Source organism: Pseudomonas sp. NPDC007930 (assembly GCF_042958985.1).
Lineage (GTDB): Bacteria > Pseudomonadota > Gammaproteobacteria > Pseudomonadales > Pseudomonadaceae > Aquipseudomonas.
This window is the reverse complement of sequence record NZ_JBIBKC010000001.1, coordinates 298,164-312,104: the sequence shown is the minus strand read 5'-3', so window position 1 is coordinate 312,104 and position 13,941 is coordinate 298,164. Positions and strand designations below refer to the sequence as shown.

Genomic DNA, 13,941 nt, shown 5'->3' with positions numbered 1-13,941 from the left:
AGCGGCGGCCGGAGGTCAAACGATTTCACAGTGGGGTGTGGAAATCGGTGACCAGCCTAACCGTGGCCTGCGCCCGCGGCACTTGGGCGGGGTCTTAAATCAGGGGTTGAGCAGGCGCTCCATGCGCGCCTCGAGGCGCCGGCGGATTTCCGTTTCGATGTGGGGGGCGAAGTCGTCGATCACGTCTTGCATGATCTGCTGCGCGGCGCTGCGCAGGTCGGCATCGAGGTGCAGCAGGGTGTCCTGGCGGTTGCGCTCTGGCGAGGCCGCGGCCGGCGCGGCGGGCGGCGGCGGTGCCGCGGGGGTTGCCGGTTCGGCGGGCTCGAAGGCCAGCCCGCTGGGGCGCGCGGGCGCCGCCGGGGTGACTTCTTCGAACAGCATCGGGATCTGCTCTTCATCGTAGCGGGCCGGCTCTGGCGCGCTGTGCACGGTGTCGGTCAGCAGGGGCGGTTCGAGGGTGTCATCGCCCAGGAGCGCGCGGATCGACTCCAGGTCGTCGAGCAGTTGGTTGGATTCAGGCAAAGGAGGCTTGCTCATCGAAAAAAGGCTCAGAAGCGGGTCAGGCGGTGGTTGTGCAGAGCATAGCCGCGTTCGCGGTAGAAACGAAAACGATCGCGCGCCGCCTGACGAAGCGCGGGGTCGTCCAGCACGATCTCGGCCAGCCGGGCGTAGCCCTCGTAGCCGCTGGGGGTGGCGTCCTTGAGGTTGATCAGCAGGTCGTGCTGGCCGCCGCTGGGCACGCTGAGCGCCAGCGCCACGGGGGCCTGGGCGTCGTCTTCGAGCAGCGAGTGGGCAATAAACGCCTCGGCCTTGAACGCCCAGAGGCGTTCGTCCAGGGCACTGCGCTGGGCGCTGTCGGCGCACAGCACGGCGATCCGATGGCCGAGCCGCCAGGCTTTGTCGACCAGCTTGCAGGCGAAGGTAATCCGCGCCTGCGGGTCACTGCTGGGCAGCACGTAGAAGTCGACCTGCAGGCCGGAGGGCGCCGCCGCGGCCGCGCCCTCCAACGGTTCAGGCGCCTGCACGGTCGAGCAGGTACTGGGTCAGCAGGGGGACTGGGCGGCCGGTGGCGCCTTTGTCCTTGCCGCCGCTGATCCAGGCGGTACCGGCGATGTCGAGGTGCGCCCAGTCGAAGCTTTTGGCAAAGCGCGAGAGGAAGCAGCCAGCGGTGATGGTGCCGGCCTTCGGCCCGCCGATGTTGGCGATGTCGGCGAACGGGCTGTCGAGCTGCTCCTGGTACTCATCGAACAGCGGCAATTGCCAGGCGCGGTCGTCGGCCTGCTTGCCGGCGGCGAGGATCTGCTCCACCAGGGTGTCGCTGTTGCCCATCAGCCCCGACACGTTCGAGCCCAGGGCGACGATGCAGGCGCCGGTCAGGGTGGCGATGTCGATCACCGACTGCGGCTTGAAGCGCTCGGCGTAGGTAAGGGTGTCGCACAGCACCAGGCGGCCTTCGGCGTCGGTGTTGAGGATTTCAACCGTTTGCCCCGACAACGTAGTGACGATGTCGCCCGGGCGCGTGGCCTTGCCGCTGGGCATGTTCTCGGCGCAGGCCATCAGGCACACCAGGTTGATCGGCAGTTGCAGCTCGAGCACCGCGCGCAGGGTACCGAACACGCTGGCCGCGCCACACATGTCGAATTTCATTTCATCCATGCCGGCGGCCGGCTTGATGCTGATGCCGCCGGTGTCGAAGGTGATGCCCTTGCCCACCAGCGCGTAGGGCTTCTCGCCCTTCTTGCCGCCGTTGTACTGGGCGACGATCAGCCGTGGCGGGTTGTCGCTGCCCTGGCCCACGGCCAGGAACGAGCCCATGCCCAGTTGGGCGAGTTTTTTCTCGTCGAGCACTTCGACCTTCAGGCCCTTGTGCTCTTTGCCCAGCTTGGTCGCCAGCTCGCCGAGGAACACCGGGGTGCAGACGTTCGGCGGCAGGTTGCCGAGGTCCCGCGCGAGGGTGGTGCCCATGCTGATCGCGGTGGCGTGGGCCACGGCGCGCTCGGTGGCGGCGGCGTTGGCCTTGGCGGCGACCAGGGTGATTTTCTTCAGCGCGCGCGGCTCGGCCTTCTTGCTTTTATAGCGGTCGAACACGTAGCCGTTTTCGAGCAGGGTTTCGGCGGCCAGGCGGGCCTTGCCGTAGGCGTCGCGGCCCTTGACCTCGACTTCGTCGAGCGCCACCACCGCGTCGCTGCCGCCGAGGCCCTTGAGGGTGCCGATGATCGCGCCCAGCGCCTTGCGCCATGGGCGGTCGCCGAGAGGCTCGGCGCCCACGCCCACCAGCAGCACGCGCTCGGCCTTGAGGTTGGGGATGTTGTGCAGCAGCAGGCTTTGCCCGGCTTTGCCGGTGAGGTCACCACGCTTGAGTACCGCGCTGAGGGCACCGCCACTGAGTTCGTCGAGCTTGCCGGCCACCTTGCCCAGCGTGCGGTTCTCGAAAACCGCCACGACCAGGGTGGCGGTTTTCAGGGTTTCCGGGTTAACGCTTTTTACGACCAGTTCCATGTGGGGTCCCTATCTGTTCGGCCTGAGGTTTGCTCTGGCAATGCCGTGGCAGTGTAGTGCCAAAGCACGCAGTTTGATCCCGACAAGCGGAGCCTGACAACCCCGGGTGTGCGCTGTTAATCGACAGCGAAGGGCAATCACAGGATAATGCGCGCAAATTTTGCCCCGCCGTTGTCCATAGCGGTCGGGCTGCCATAGGCTTAGCCCTTTTGCCGTCATCCCGGGAGTGTCTGGTTTGATCGTTTTCCGTTACCTGTCCCGTGAGGTGCTGCTGACCCTCAGCGCCGTGAGCGCGGTGCTGCTGGTCATCATCATGAGTGGGCGCTTCATCAAATACCTGGCCCAGGCGGCCAGCGGCATGCTTGACCCAGGCGTGCTGTTCCAGATCATGGGCTTCCGCCTGCCGGGGTTCCTGCAGCTGATTCTCCCGCTGGGGCTGTTCCTCGGCATCCTGCTGGCGTACGGCCGGCTGTACCTCGAAAGCGAGATGACCGTGCTGTCGGCCACGGGCATGAGCCCACGCCGCTTGCTGCTGATGACCCTGGCGCCGGCGGCGCTGGTGGCCTTGCTGGTGGCCTGGCTGAGCCTGAGCCTGGCGCCGGCGGGGGTAACCCGGGTGCAGCAGATCCTCAACCAGCAAGACGCCCTCACCGAATTCGACACCCTCGAGCCTGGCCGCTTCCAGAGCCTGCGCGACGGCACCCGGGTGACCTACACCGAGCAGCTCTCCGAAGACCGGGTCAGGCTGGGTGGGGTGTTCATCTCCGAACGCAAGGACCCGACCCAGGCCAAGCAGGAGCCGCAAATCTCCCTGCTGGTGGCCGAAAAGGGCCGCCAGGAAATGCGCCCGGACGGCAGCCGCTATCTGATCCTCGACAACGGCTACCGTTACGACGGCTTGCCCGGCCAGGCCAACTACCGCGCGATCAAATACGACACCTACGGGGTGATGCTGCCCAAGCCGGACGTCAGCGAAGACATCACCGCCCGTGAGGCCACCCCGACCGCCGCGCTGTGGCGCTCGAACGACAAGGCCGACCGCGCCGAGCTGCAATGGCGCCTGTCGCTGCCGCTGCTGGTGTTCGTGGTCACCCTGCTGGCGGTGCCGCTGGCCAAGGTCAACCCACGCCAGGGGCGCTTCCTCAAGCTGCTGCCGGCGATCCTGCTGTACATGGCCTACCTCACCCTGCTGATCGCCGTGCGCGGCGCCCTGGAAAAAGGCCGCATGCATGTGGGCCTGTGGTGGGTGCACGGGTTGTTCCTGGCCATCGGCCTGGCGATTTTCTACTGGGAGCCGCTCAAGCACCTGCGCGCCAAACGCCGTAACCGCCTGGAGGCCGCCCAATGAAAATGCTCGACGGTTACATCGGTCGCAGCGTGCTGATCGCCATTCTCGCGGTGCTGGGGATCATCCTCGGCCTGGCGTCGCTGTTCGCCTTCATCGACGAAATGAGCGACGTGAGCCCCACCTACTCGGTGCTCGACGCCGCCCATTACGTGCTGCTCACCGCGCCACGGCGGCTGTACGACATGCTGCCGATGGCGGCGTTGATTGGCTGCCTGATCGGCCTCGGCAGCCTGGCCAGCAGCAGCGAGCTGACCATCATGCGCGCCGCCGGGGTGTCGATCGGGCGCATTGTCTGGGCGGTGATGCGGCCGATGCTGGTGATCATGGTCGCTGGCCTGTTGATCGGCGAATACGTGGCGCCCCCGGCGGAGAACATGGCCCAGGCGGCACGCTCGCTGGCCCAGGGCGGCGGCGATGCGCAAAGCGGCCGGCACGGCCTGTGGCACCGCCAGGGTGACGAGTTCATCCACATCAACACCGTGCAGCCCAATGGCCTGCTGTACGGCGTGACCCGCTACCGCTTCGACCACGAGCGCCACCTGCAAAGCGCCAGCTTCGCCAAGCGCGCGCAGTACGACCAGGACCACTGGCAGCTCAGCGACGTCACCACCACCCAGTTCCTGCAAGGCCGTACCCAGGTGGTCAAGGATGCCGAGCAGCGCTGGGACGTGGCACTCACCCCGCAACTGCTCAGCACCGTGGTGCTGGCGCCAGAATCGCTGTCGATCAGCGGGCTGTGGGGCTACATCCATTACCTCTCGGCCCAGGGCCTGGCCAACGCCAAGTACTGGCTGGCGTTCTGGACCAAAGTGTTGCAGCCGTTGGTGACCGCGGCGTTGGTGCTGATGGCGGTGTCGTTCATCTTCGGCCCGCTGCGTTCGGTGACCCTTGGCCAGCGGGTATTCACCGGGGTGCTGGTGGGCTTCGTGTTCCGCATCGCCCAAGACCTGCTCGGCCCGTCGAGCCAGGTGTTTGGCTTCCCGCCGCTGTTGGCGGTGGTGTTGCCGGCGAGTGTGTGCGCATTGGCGGGCTGGTGGATGTTGCGGCGGGCAGGGTAGGCCGTATCCATGCGGCTGGCCCTTCGCCCGGCGGTGCCGGAAGAAGGGCCAGCCCAGCCCCCGCCAAACAGAGCCCAATAAAAAACCCCCGGGGCGATGCCACCGGGGGTTTTTTACAAGGGTGAAGCCCAGGTTAGCCCTGAACTTGTACCTTGTCTGCCTGCATGCCTTTCTGGCCTTGCACGGCTTCGAAAGTGACCTTCTGGCCTTCCTTCAGGCTCTTGAAGCCATTGCCTTCGATGGCGCGGAAGTGCACGAACAGATCCGGGCCGCTCTCTGGAGTGATAAAACCAAAACCCTTTTCGTCGTTAAACCACTTGACGGTACCGGACTGACGCTCTGCCATTGTCTTATTTCCTTGAAGCTTCAATTGAATTCAGCTTCTTTCCAATTTTAAGAAAGATCACTGTTGCTGGGTTGCAGGAAAGTAACAGACGTCGAACGGGATGTAGCAATACTTGGAGCTACCGCCCAGGCCACGAACCATAGCGACCCATGCGAACACAGTGGGATGACTCTACGCCAACTCCAGTTACAAAAACAAGCCCTGCCGACGGCCGTTTTAGCACCTTTGTAGCTACCATTCGCGACATTTCAATGCCTTTACGCTACGGTGCGCTGCTTTTTGATCCTGCCACCGGCAGATGACGGCGGCATGACGTTCGCGGCGCTTCAGCCGCGGTAATAGCGTGGGGCGACGAAGGGCATTTTCGCCACCCGCAGCGGCACTGCTTTACCCCGGACCGTGGCGAACAGCTCGGTGCCTTCGGCAGCCAGGCTGGCATCTACATAGCCCATCGCCAACGGCGCGCCAAGGGTGGGGCCGAAGCCGCCGCTGCACACCCGGCCCACCACCTGGCCGGCGCCGTTGGTGATCTCCGCGCCTTCACGCACCGGGGTGCGCTCCTGGGGCAGCAGGCCTACCCGTTTGACCAGCGCGCCGCTGGCCTGTTGGGCGAGGATCGCCTGCGCCCCGGGGAAGCCGCCCTCGCGCGCGCCGCCGCTGCGGCGGGCCTTGGAAATCGCCCAGCCGAGGCTGGCCTCCAGCGGCGTGGTGGTGGCGCTCATGTCGTGGCCGTACAGGCACAGGCCGGCTTCCAGGCGCAGCGAGTCGCGCGCGCCGAGGCCAATCATCTCCACCTCTGGCTCGGCCAGCAGGCGCCGCGCCAGGGCCTCGGCGGCCTCGGCCGGTACAGAAATCTCATAGCCGTCTTCGCCGGTGTAGCCCGAGCGGCTCACGTAGCAGGGCTGGCCGAGCAACTCGACCGCGGCAAACTGCATGAAGGTCATGCTCGCCACCTGCGGTGCCAGCCGCGCCAGCACGGTGACCGCCGCCGGGCCTTGCAGGGCGAGCAGGGCGCGGGCTTCGAACAGCGGTTCGAGGCTGCACTGCGCGCCCAGGTGCGCTTGCAGGTGGGCGAGGTCGGCGTCTTTGCAGGCGGCGTTGACCACCAGCAGCAGTTCGTCGGCGCCCAGCCGGGCGACCATCAGGTCATCGAGGATGCCGCCCTGTTCGTCGGTGAACAGCGCATAGCGCTGCAGGCCCGTGGGCAGGTCGAGGATGTCGACCGGCACCAGGGCCTCCAGCGCGGCACTGGCGCCGGCGCCGCTCAGGCGAATCTGGCCCATGTGCGACACGTCGAACAGCCCGGCCTGGGCGCGGGTGTGCTGGTGTTCCTTCATCACCCCGAGGGGGTATTGCACCGGCATGCTGTAGCCGGCAAAGGGCACCATGCGCGCGCCTAGCTCCAGGTGCAGGGCGTGCAAAGGGGTGTGTTTGAGTGCTTCGTCGGCCATCGTCAGCTCCTAAAATCAGTCGGGTGCGCCGTCAGCATTCGATGATGTTGACGGCCAGACCGCCACGGGCAGTCTCTTTGTATTTGCTTTTCATGTCGGCGCCGGTCTGGCGCATGGTGCGGATCACCTTGTCGAGCGACACATGGTGGGTGCCGTCGCCGCGCAGGGCCATGCGCACGGCGTTGATCGCCTTGACCGAGCCCATCGCGTTGCGCTCGATGCACGGCACCTGCACCAGCCCGCCAATCGGGTCGCAGGTCAGCCCGAGGTTGTGTTCCATGCCGATCTCGGCGGCGTTTTCCACCTGCGCCGGGCTGCCGCCGAGGGCTTCGCAAAGGCCGCCGGCGGCCATCGAACAGGCCACGCCGACTTCGCCCTGGCAGCCCACTTCGGCGCCGGATATCGACGCGTTCTCCTTGTACAAAATGCCGATCGCGGCGGCGGTGAGCATAAAGCGCACCACGCCGTCTTCGGTGGCCCCGGGGCAGAACCGCCAGTAATAGTGCAGCACCGCCGGCACGATGCCGGCCGCGCCGTTGGTGGGCGCGGTGACCACCCGGCCGCCGGCGGCGTTTTCTTCGTTCACCGCCAGGGCGTAGAGGTTCACCCAGTCGAGCACTGACAGGCTGTCGCGCAGGGCGGCTTCTGGCTGGCTGCACAGTTGCCGGTGCAGCGCGGCCGCGCGGCGGCGCACCTTCAGCCCGCCGGGGAGGATGCCCTCATGGCGGCAGCCGGCACTCACGCAGTCCTGCATCACCTGCCAGATGTGCAGCAGGCCCTGGCGGGTTTCGGCCTCGGGGCGCCAGGCCGCCTCGTTGGCGAGCATCACCCCGGCCATCGACAAGCCCTGCTCGGCGCAGTGCGCCAGCAGTTGCTTGGCCGTGGTGAACGGCAGCGCCAAGGGCGTGCGGTCGGCGACGATGCGGTCGGCGCCGGCGGCTTCTTCGTCGACCACAAAACCGCCACCCACCGAGTAATACTCGCGGCTGCGCACCTGCACCCCGGCGCCGTCGAAGGCGCGGAAAATCATGCCGTTGGGGTGGTAGGGCAGCGGCTTGCGGATCATCGCCAGGTGCTGTTTTTCAACGAAGGCGATCGGCTGCTCACCCAGCAGGTTGAGCTGGCCGGCGGCGCGAATGGCCTGCAGGCGCGGCTCGACGGTGGTGGTGTCGACGGTGTCGGGCTGTTCGCCCTCCAGGCCGATCAGCACCGCTTTATCGCTGCCATGGCCCTTGCCGGTGGCGCCGAGCGAGCCGTACAGCTCGACCCGCACCTGCGCCACCGAGGCCAGCAGGCCGTCACGCTTGAGGCCCTCGGCAAAGCGCGCCGCGGCGCGCATCGGCCCCACCGTATGGGAACTGGACGGGCCTATGCCGATCTTGAACAGGTCGAACACCGACAGTGACATGTGCGCCTCGCAGGAATCAAACCAGCCCCCGGAAGCTGGCCAGAGGTGGCCAGCTTTTGTGGGGTGTTGCGCTTACTGATAAGCCTCGATCGACGGGCAGGCGCAGACCAGGTTGCGGTCGCCGTACACGTTGTCGACCCGGCCCACCGGCGGCCAGTACTTGGCCTCGACCAGCGACGGCAGCGGGTAGGCGGCCTGCTCGCGGCTGTAGCTGTGCTCCCAGTGCCGCACCAGTTCGGCGGCGGTGTGGGGGGCGTTTTTCAGCGGGTTGTCGTCTTTGTCCAGGGTACCGGCCTCGACCGCGCGGATTTCCTCGCGGATGCGGATCATCGCCTCGCAGAAGCGGTCGAGCTCCTCGCGCGATTCGCTCTCGGTCGGTTCGATCATCAGCGTGCCGGCCACCGGGAACGACATGGTCGGGGCATGGAAGCCGAAGTCGATCAGGCGCTTGGCCACGTCGTCGACGCTGATGCCGCTGCTGTCCTTGATCGGCCGCAGGTCGAGGATGCACTCGTGGGCCACCAGGCCGTTGCTGCCGCTGTACAGCACCGGGTAGTGCTCTTCGAGGCGGCGGGCGATGTAGTTGGCGTTGAGGATGGCCATCTGCGAGGCGCGCTTGAGCCCTTCGCCGCCCATCATGCGGATGTACATCCAGGTGATCGGCAGGATGCTCGCGCTGCCGAACGGCGCGGCGGAGACCGCCCCGGCCTGCTGGGCGAGGTGGCCGTGGCCAGGCAGGAACGGCGCCAGGTGCGCCTTCACGCCGATCGGGCCGACGCCCGGGCCGCCACCGCCGTGGGGGATGCAAAAGGTTTTGTGCAGGTTCAGGTGCGACACGTCGCCGCCGAACTTGCCCGGGGCGCACAGGCCGACCATGGCGTTCATGTTGGCGCCGTCGATGTACACCTGGCCGCCGTGCTCATGCACGATGGCGCAGATTTCGCCGATGCCTTCTTCGAATACGCCGTGGGTCGACGGGTAGGTGATCATCAGCGCGGCCAGTTGCGCGCTGTGCTGCTCGGCCTTGGCGCGCAGGTCGGCGATGTCGACGTTGCCGTTGGCATCGCAGGCGGTGACCACCACGCGCATGCCGGCCATGTGGGCGGTGGCCGGGTTGGTGCCGTGGGCCGAGGAGGGGATCAGGCACACATCGCGCTGGCTGTCGCCACGGCTCTGGTGGTAGGCGCGGATCGCCAGCAGGCCGGCGTATTCACCTTGCGAACCGGCGTTGGGCTGCAACGACACGGCGTCGTAGCCGGTGGCCTGGCAGAGCATGTCTTGCAGCTCGTCGATCATCTGCGCGTACCCCTGGGCCTGGTCGGCCGGCACGAAGGGGTGCAGGTTGCCGAATTCGGCCCAGGTGATCGGCAGCATTTCACTGGCGGCGTTGAGCTTCATGGTGCACGAGCCCAGCGGGATCATGGTGCGGTCCAGGGCCAGGTCTTTGTCGGCCAGCTTGCGCAGGTAGCGCATCAGCTCGGTTTCGCTGTGGTAGCGGTTGAACACCGGGTGGCTGAGGAACGCCGACTGCCGGCGCAGGGCCTCGGGCAGGCGCGCTTCGCATTGCTCGAGCAGCGCCTCGAAGCTGGGCGCCGGGCCGTCGAACAGCGCCCACAGGGCTTCGACATCCGCCTGGCGGGTGGTTTCGTCGAGCGCCACGCCAAGGCGCTCGCCGTCGACTTCGCGCAGGTTGATCCCGGCGGCGCGGGCCTTGGCCAGCACGGCGGAGGTGGCGCTACCGGTGCGCAGGCTCAGGCTGTCGAAGAAGTGCGCCTGTTCAACCTGCACGCCCAGTTCGCCAAGGCCGGCGGCCAGCAGCACGGTGAGGGCGTGGGTGCGCTCGGCGATCTGCTTGAGCCCGGCCGGGCCGTGGTACACGGCGAACATGCTGGCGATGTTGGCCAGCAGCACCTGCGCGGTGCAGATGTTGCTGGTGGCCTTCTCGCGGCGGATGTGTTGCTCGCGGGTTTGCATGGCCAGGCGGTAGGCCGGCTGGCCGTGGCGGTCGATCGACACCCCGACCAGGCGGCCGGGCATATCTCGCTTGAAGGCGTCGCGGGTGGCGAAGTAGGCCGCGTGCGGGCCGCCGTAGCCCAGTGGCACGCCGAAGCGCTGGGCGCTGCCGATGGCCACGTCGGCGCCGAATTCGCCCGGCGGGGTGATCAGGGTCAGCGCCAGCAGGTCGGCGGCCACTGCCACCAGGGCCTGGCCGGCATGGAAGCGCTCGACCACCGCCTGGTAGTCGAACACATCACCGTGGCTGGCCGGGTATTGCAGCAGGGCGCCGAAGAACGACGCGGTGTCGCCCAACTCGCGCTCATCGCCCACCACCACCTCGATGCCCAGCGGCTCGGCGCGGGTGCGCAGCACGGCGAGGGTTTGCGGGTGGCAATGCACCGAGGCGAAGAAGGCGTTGGCCGCCTTGTTCTTCGACAGGCGCTTGCAGAAGGTCATGGCTTCGGCCGCGGCGGTGGCTTCGTCGAGCAGCGAGGCGTTGGCGATCGGCAGGCCGGTGAGGTCGCTGACCAGTGTTTGGAAGTTCAGCAGCGCCTCCAGCCGGCCTTGGGAGATTTCTGGCTGGTAAGGGGTGTAAGCGGTGTACCAAGCCGGGTTTTCCAGCAGGTTGCGCAGGATCGGCGCCGGCGTGTGGGTGTTGTAGTAACCCTGGCCGATCCAGCTTTTCAGCACTTGGTTGCGCCCGGCGATGGCCTTCAGCGCGGCCAGGGCGTCGGCTTCGCTTTGCCCGGCCGGCAGGGCCAGCACGCTGGTGCCCTGGATGCTCGCCGGGATCACCGCGGCGGTCAGCGCATCGAGGCTTTCGAAGCCGAGGGTTTCCAGCAGCGCCTGGGTGTCGCTGGCGCGCGGGCCGATGTGGCGGGCGATGAATTCGTTATCGGTGGTCAGGGCGGTACGAATGGGCATGGTGGTCTCCTCAACCCTGGTTGGCGATCAGTTGATCATAGGCGGCCTGATCAAGCAGGCTGGCCAATGCGTCGCTATCGGCGGGTTGAAAGCGGAAAAACCAGCCCTCGGCCAGGGGCGCTTCGTTGACCAGCTCCGGGGTGTCGGCCAGTGCCGCGTTGGCCTCCACAATGGTGCCGGGCAGCGGCATGTTGATGCTGCTGGCGGCCTTGACCGACTCGACCACCGCCACTTCGGCGCCTTCAGGGTAGGCCTGCAGCTCGGGCAGTTGCACGTACACTACATCCCCCAGGGCTTCTTGCGCGAACGCGGTAATCCCCACCGTCACGCTGCCGTCGGCTTCAGTACGCAGCCATTCGTGTTCAACGGTAAAACGCAATTCGCTCATGCCAACTCCTAAAACGCACACGTGCCCGCAGGCTTCATGGCGTTTGCATTGCAAGTAGGCTGCCAACTGCGCAACGGCGCGGGTTACGGGGCTTTGCGCGGTATTTGCGGCATGCAGGCTGTAACGATTTCTTTACGCGGCGAGCGCATAAAGCGGCTCGCCAGCGACGAAGCCTTGGCCAGCAGCGACATTTCCCTGCTTGTAACGAATTCTTTACGGTGTTTCGATTTCGTTACGGATGCTGAGTGATGCCATATTTGCGCAGGCGGTTGGCGATCGCCGTGTGCGAGGTGCTCAGGCGCTGGGCCAATTGCCGGCTCGACGGGTGGTGCTCGTACAGCCGTTCGAGCAGGGCTTTTTCGAAATCGGCCACGGCCTGCTCCAGGCTGGTCACGTCCTGCCCGGCCTGCGGGGCGATGGCGGTGCCGGCGATGTCGAGGTCATCGATGCCGACCACATTGCCGTCGCAAATCGCTGCGGCGCGGAAGATCACGTTTTGCAGCTGGCGCACATTGCCCGGCCAGCGGTTCTCCAGCAGCGCCGGGTAGGTGGCCGGGGCCAGCCGGCAGATCGGCCGGCCGATCTGCGCGCAGGCCTGGCGCATGAACCAGCGCGCCAGCAGCAGGATGTCTTGCCCGCGGGCGCGCAGCGGTGGCACCTCGAGGTTGAGCACGTTGAGGCGGTAGTAGAGGTCTTCACGGAAGCTGCCCTCGGCCACCCGCCGCGCCAGGTCGCGGTGGGTGGCGCTGAGGATGCGCACATCCACGCGGATCTCGCGCTCGCCACCCACCCGGCGGAAGCTGCCATCGCTGAGAAAACGCAGCAGCTTGGCCTGCAGGTAGGGCGACATTTCGCCGATTTCGTCGAGAAACACCGTGCCTTGGTGGGCCATTTCCACCAGCCCGGGCTTGCCACCGCGCTGGGCCCCGGTAAAGGCCCCGGGCGCATAGCCAAACAGCTCGCTTTCGGCGAGGTTCTCTGGCAGCGCCGCGCAGTTCAGCGCCAAAAAAGGTGCGTTATGGCGCGGGCTGGCGGCGTGGCAGGCGCGCGCCACCAGCTCCTTGCCGGTGCCGGTTTCGCCGTGGATCAGCAACGGTGCGTCGAGCACCGCCACCCGCTGCGCCCGGGCCTTGAGCTGGGCGATGGCGGTGGACTCGCCCAGCAGCGCGTCGAAGCCTTCGGCGTGGTCATGGTGCAGCGCGGCCAGGCGCTCGCCCATGCGGTTGGGCGGGTAGAGGGTCACCAAGGCGCCAGCCTGGGCAATCGGTGTGGCGTCGAGCAACAGGGTTTCGCCCTTCACCGTGACTTCGCGCAGCGGCAGGCGAAAGCCATGCTCATGCAGCGCCGCGAGCAGGGCCGGGTCGGCGCACACCTGCGCGATCGACAGCCCGGCCAGCTCCTCGCCGTACAACGAGGCCATCGCCGGGTTGGCTAGCAACACCTTGCCGCTGCCGTCCAGGGCCAACACCGGGTCGGCCATGGCCGCCAGCAGGGCATCGAGCTGCAGGTGCCGGCGCTGCCCGGGGAGGATGTCGACCACGGTGACCGCCTGCACGCCGCGGATCGCCAGCAACGCCCCGCGCAGTTCTTCGAGCACCCCGGGGCTCAGGGTCGGGGCATCGATGTAGACGTTCGGCGGGACCATCTCCACAGCGTCGAGGTTGAGGTTGCGCGCGCCGAGCAGGGCGAGCACTTCCTGGGTGATGCCAACGCGGTCGTGGAAACTGACGTGGATACGCATGGGAGGGCAGCAGGCGAGGAATGAGGCTGCATTATGAAGGGGGGGCGGGGGTTTGTAACGGGGCTTGGGGGCCCTTCGCTTGGCTGTGCCTTAATGCTGTTCACTTAAGTCATCAAAGCGCCAAATTAAGGGTGAAAAGCCCCGGTTTCTCCCGATGGTTTTACCGAGCGCATGACCTGACTGGCCCATCGCCCGGCACAGCCGGAGTGCCGGACCACGGCCTCCCACAATTTTGTGTAAGTATTTGATTTACGAGGAAATACAAAACCCGTGGGAGGCCGGCTGTGCCGGGCGATAGGCCCTTAAGCTCATGCACAAAACCAGCAGAGCTCACAGATTGATCCCCTCCATGAAGCCGTGAGATGGCTTAAGTGAACCGCATCACCGCTGTGCCGGGCGATGGGCCGTGAATCACATCCGGTCCAGCCGCTCCGGGCTCAGGCACTCGCCCGGTTGCATGTTCAGCTTGTGGCGGATGTCTTCGAACATCTCGTCGTACTGTTTATGCAGGCTCACCGGCACCACCTGGGTTTTCGGCAGGCCGTGCTTGCGCGCCACTTTGTCGATTTCACTGGCGAAGTTATAGGCCAGGTCCCGCGGCAGGTCGAAGGCGGCGTCGAGCGGTTTGCCGGCAATGCTGCCCTGCACCGTAAAGTGCACCCCGCTGCCCTGCTGGACGTCGTAGCGGATGTCCAGGTGGTAGGCCACGTCATGGGGCTGGGACGCAATGTGCTCGAGGTGCAGATGGCCGGGTTGGTACATGGGCCGGGCTCCGTGTGG

General features: G+C 66.6%; 13 protein-coding genes. 3 read left to right on the top strand and 10 right to left on the bottom strand.

What is annotated here, in order from left to right; all coding sequences use genetic code 11:
* Positions 1–99: 99 nt before the first annotated feature.
* Genes ACFZCE_RS01455 through ACFZCE_RS01445 form a run of 3 tightly spaced genes read right to left on the bottom strand, consistent with a single transcriptional unit; the run spans position 100 to position 2,499 of the window.
* Positions 100–537, bottom strand: coding sequence for a DNA polymerase III subunit chi (locus ACFZCE_RS01455; RefSeq protein ID WP_390935403.1), 438 nt, complete (start codon positions 535–537; stop codon positions 100–102).
* Positions 538–548: 11 nt separating this feature from the next.
* Positions 549–1,025, bottom strand: a complete 477-nt coding sequence (locus ACFZCE_RS01450) for a DNA polymerase III subunit chi (RefSeq protein WP_390935401.1) — start codon at positions 1,023–1,025, stop codon at positions 549–551.
* Positions 1,012–2,499 (bottom strand): leucyl aminopeptidase, encoded by a 1,488-nt coding sequence (locus ACFZCE_RS01445; protein WP_390935400.1) that lies wholly within the window; start codon positions 2,497–2,499, stop codon positions 1,012–1,014. Before ACFZCE_RS01445 ends, ACFZCE_RS01450 begins: the two co-directional genes overlap by 14 nt.
* Positions 2,500–2,734: 235 nt before the next feature.
* Here ACFZCE_RS01445 and lptF point away from each other — a divergent pair, with 235 nt between their 5' ends.
* Positions 2,735–3,847: an LPS export ABC transporter permease LptF gene (gene lptF, locus ACFZCE_RS01440; protein ID WP_390935398.1), complete on the top strand. Its 1,113-nt coding sequence runs from the start codon at positions 2,735–2,737 to the stop codon at positions 3,845–3,847.
* On the top strand, positions 3,844–4,905 hold the full coding sequence (gene lptG, locus ACFZCE_RS01435) for an LPS export ABC transporter permease LptG (RefSeq protein WP_390935396.1): 1,062 nt from the start codon (positions 3,844–3,846) through the stop codon (positions 4,903–4,905). Before lptF ends, lptG begins: the two co-directional genes overlap by 4 nt.
* A gap of 133 nt (positions 4,906–5,038) precedes the next feature.
* Here the strand turns inward: lptG and ACFZCE_RS01430 are convergent, their stop codons facing one another.
* From ACFZCE_RS01430 to gcvH, 5 genes are all read right to left on the bottom strand, one after another.
* On the bottom strand, positions 5,039–5,251 hold the full coding sequence (locus ACFZCE_RS01430; protein ID WP_390935394.1) for a cold shock domain-containing protein: 213 nt from the start codon (positions 5,249–5,251) through the stop codon (positions 5,039–5,041).
* A 326-nt stretch (positions 5,252–5,577) separates the two neighbouring features.
* On the bottom strand, positions 5,578–6,702 hold the full coding sequence (gcvT, locus tag ACFZCE_RS01425; RefSeq protein WP_390935392.1) for a glycine cleavage system aminomethyltransferase GcvT: 1,125 nt from the start codon (positions 6,700–6,702) through the stop codon (positions 5,578–5,580).
* 31 nt (positions 6,703–6,733) lie between these two features.
* The gene (locus ACFZCE_RS01420) at positions 6,734–8,110 is read right to left on the bottom strand and encodes an L-serine ammonia-lyase (protein WP_390935390.1); all 1,377 of its coding nucleotides are present in this window, start codon (positions 8,108–8,110) and stop codon (positions 6,734–6,736) included.
* Between the two features lie 72 nt (positions 8,111–8,182).
* Positions 8,183–11,032: an aminomethyl-transferring glycine dehydrogenase gene (gene gcvP / locus ACFZCE_RS01415; protein WP_390935388.1), complete on the bottom strand. Its 2,850-nt coding sequence runs from the start codon at positions 11,030–11,032 to the stop codon at positions 8,183–8,185.
* 10 nt (positions 11,033–11,042) lie between these two features.
* Positions 11,043–11,420 carry a glycine cleavage system protein GcvH gene (gene gcvH, locus ACFZCE_RS01410; RefSeq protein ID WP_390935386.1) on the bottom strand — a complete coding sequence of 126 codons (378 nt, stop codon included), beginning with the start codon at positions 11,418–11,420 and terminating at the stop codon, positions 11,043–11,045.
* 36 nt (positions 11,421–11,456) lie between these two features.
* Here gcvH and ACFZCE_RS01405 point away from each other — a divergent pair, with 36 nt between their 5' ends.
* Positions 11,457–11,669 (top strand): hypothetical protein, encoded by a 213-nt coding sequence (locus tag ACFZCE_RS01405; protein WP_390935385.1) that lies wholly within the window; start codon positions 11,457–11,459, stop codon positions 11,667–11,669.
* Here the strand turns inward: ACFZCE_RS01405 and ACFZCE_RS01400 are convergent.
* Positions 11,653–13,161: a sigma 54-interacting transcriptional regulator gene (locus ACFZCE_RS01400; protein ID WP_390935383.1), complete on the bottom strand. Its 1,509-nt coding sequence runs from the start codon at positions 13,159–13,161 to the stop codon at positions 11,653–11,655. The genes ACFZCE_RS01405 and ACFZCE_RS01400 overlap by 17 nt on opposite strands.
* Positions 13,162–13,572: 411 nt before the next feature.
* On the bottom strand, positions 13,573–13,923 hold the full coding sequence (locus ACFZCE_RS01395; RefSeq protein ID WP_390935382.1) for a DUF5064 family protein: 351 nt from the start codon (positions 13,921–13,923) through the stop codon (positions 13,573–13,575).
* Between the last annotated feature and the right edge of the window lie 18 nt (positions 13,924–13,941).

Excerpts from the sequence above, each read along its gene's own strand:
- ACFZCE_RS01445 (WP_390935400.1), bottom strand. The coding sequence starts at position 2,499 with ATGGAACTGGTCGTAAAAAGCGTTAACCCGGAAACCCTGAAAACCGCC.
- ACFZCE_RS01405 (WP_390935385.1), top strand. The coding sequence starts at position 11,457 with ATGGCGTTTGCATTGCAAGTAGGCTGCCAACTGCGCAACGGCGCGGGT.
- ACFZCE_RS01430 (WP_390935394.1), bottom strand. The coding sequence starts at position 5,251 with ATGGCAGAGCGTCAGTCCGGTACCGTCAAGTGGTTTAACGACGAAAAG.
- ACFZCE_RS01420 (WP_390935390.1), bottom strand. The coding sequence starts at position 8,110 with ATGTCACTGTCGGTGTTCGACCTGTTCAAGATCGGCATAGGCCCGTCC.
- ACFZCE_RS01400 (WP_390935383.1), bottom strand. The coding sequence starts at position 13,161 with ATGCGTATCCACGTCAGTTTCCACGACCGCGTTGGCATCACCCAGGAA.
- ACFZCE_RS01395 (WP_390935382.1), bottom strand. The coding sequence starts at position 13,923 with ATGTACCAACCCGGCCATCTGCACCTCGAGCACATTGCGTCCCAGCCC.
- lptG (WP_390935396.1), top strand. The coding sequence starts at position 3,844 with ATGAAAATGCTCGACGGTTACATCGGTCGCAGCGTGCTGATCGCCATT.
- gcvT (WP_390935392.1), bottom strand. The coding sequence starts at position 6,702 with ATGGCCGACGAAGCACTCAAACACACCCCTTTGCACGCCCTGCACCTG.
- gcvH (WP_390935386.1), bottom strand. The coding sequence starts at position 11,420 with ATGAGCGAATTGCGTTTTACCGTTGAACACGAATGGCTGCGTACTGAA.
- ACFZCE_RS01455 (WP_390935403.1), bottom strand. The coding sequence starts at position 537 with ATGAGCAAGCCTCCTTTGCCTGAATCCAACCAACTGCTCGACGACCTG.
- gcvP (WP_390935388.1), bottom strand. The coding sequence starts at position 11,032 with ATGCCCATTCGTACCGCCCTGACCACCGATAACGAATTCATCGCCCGC.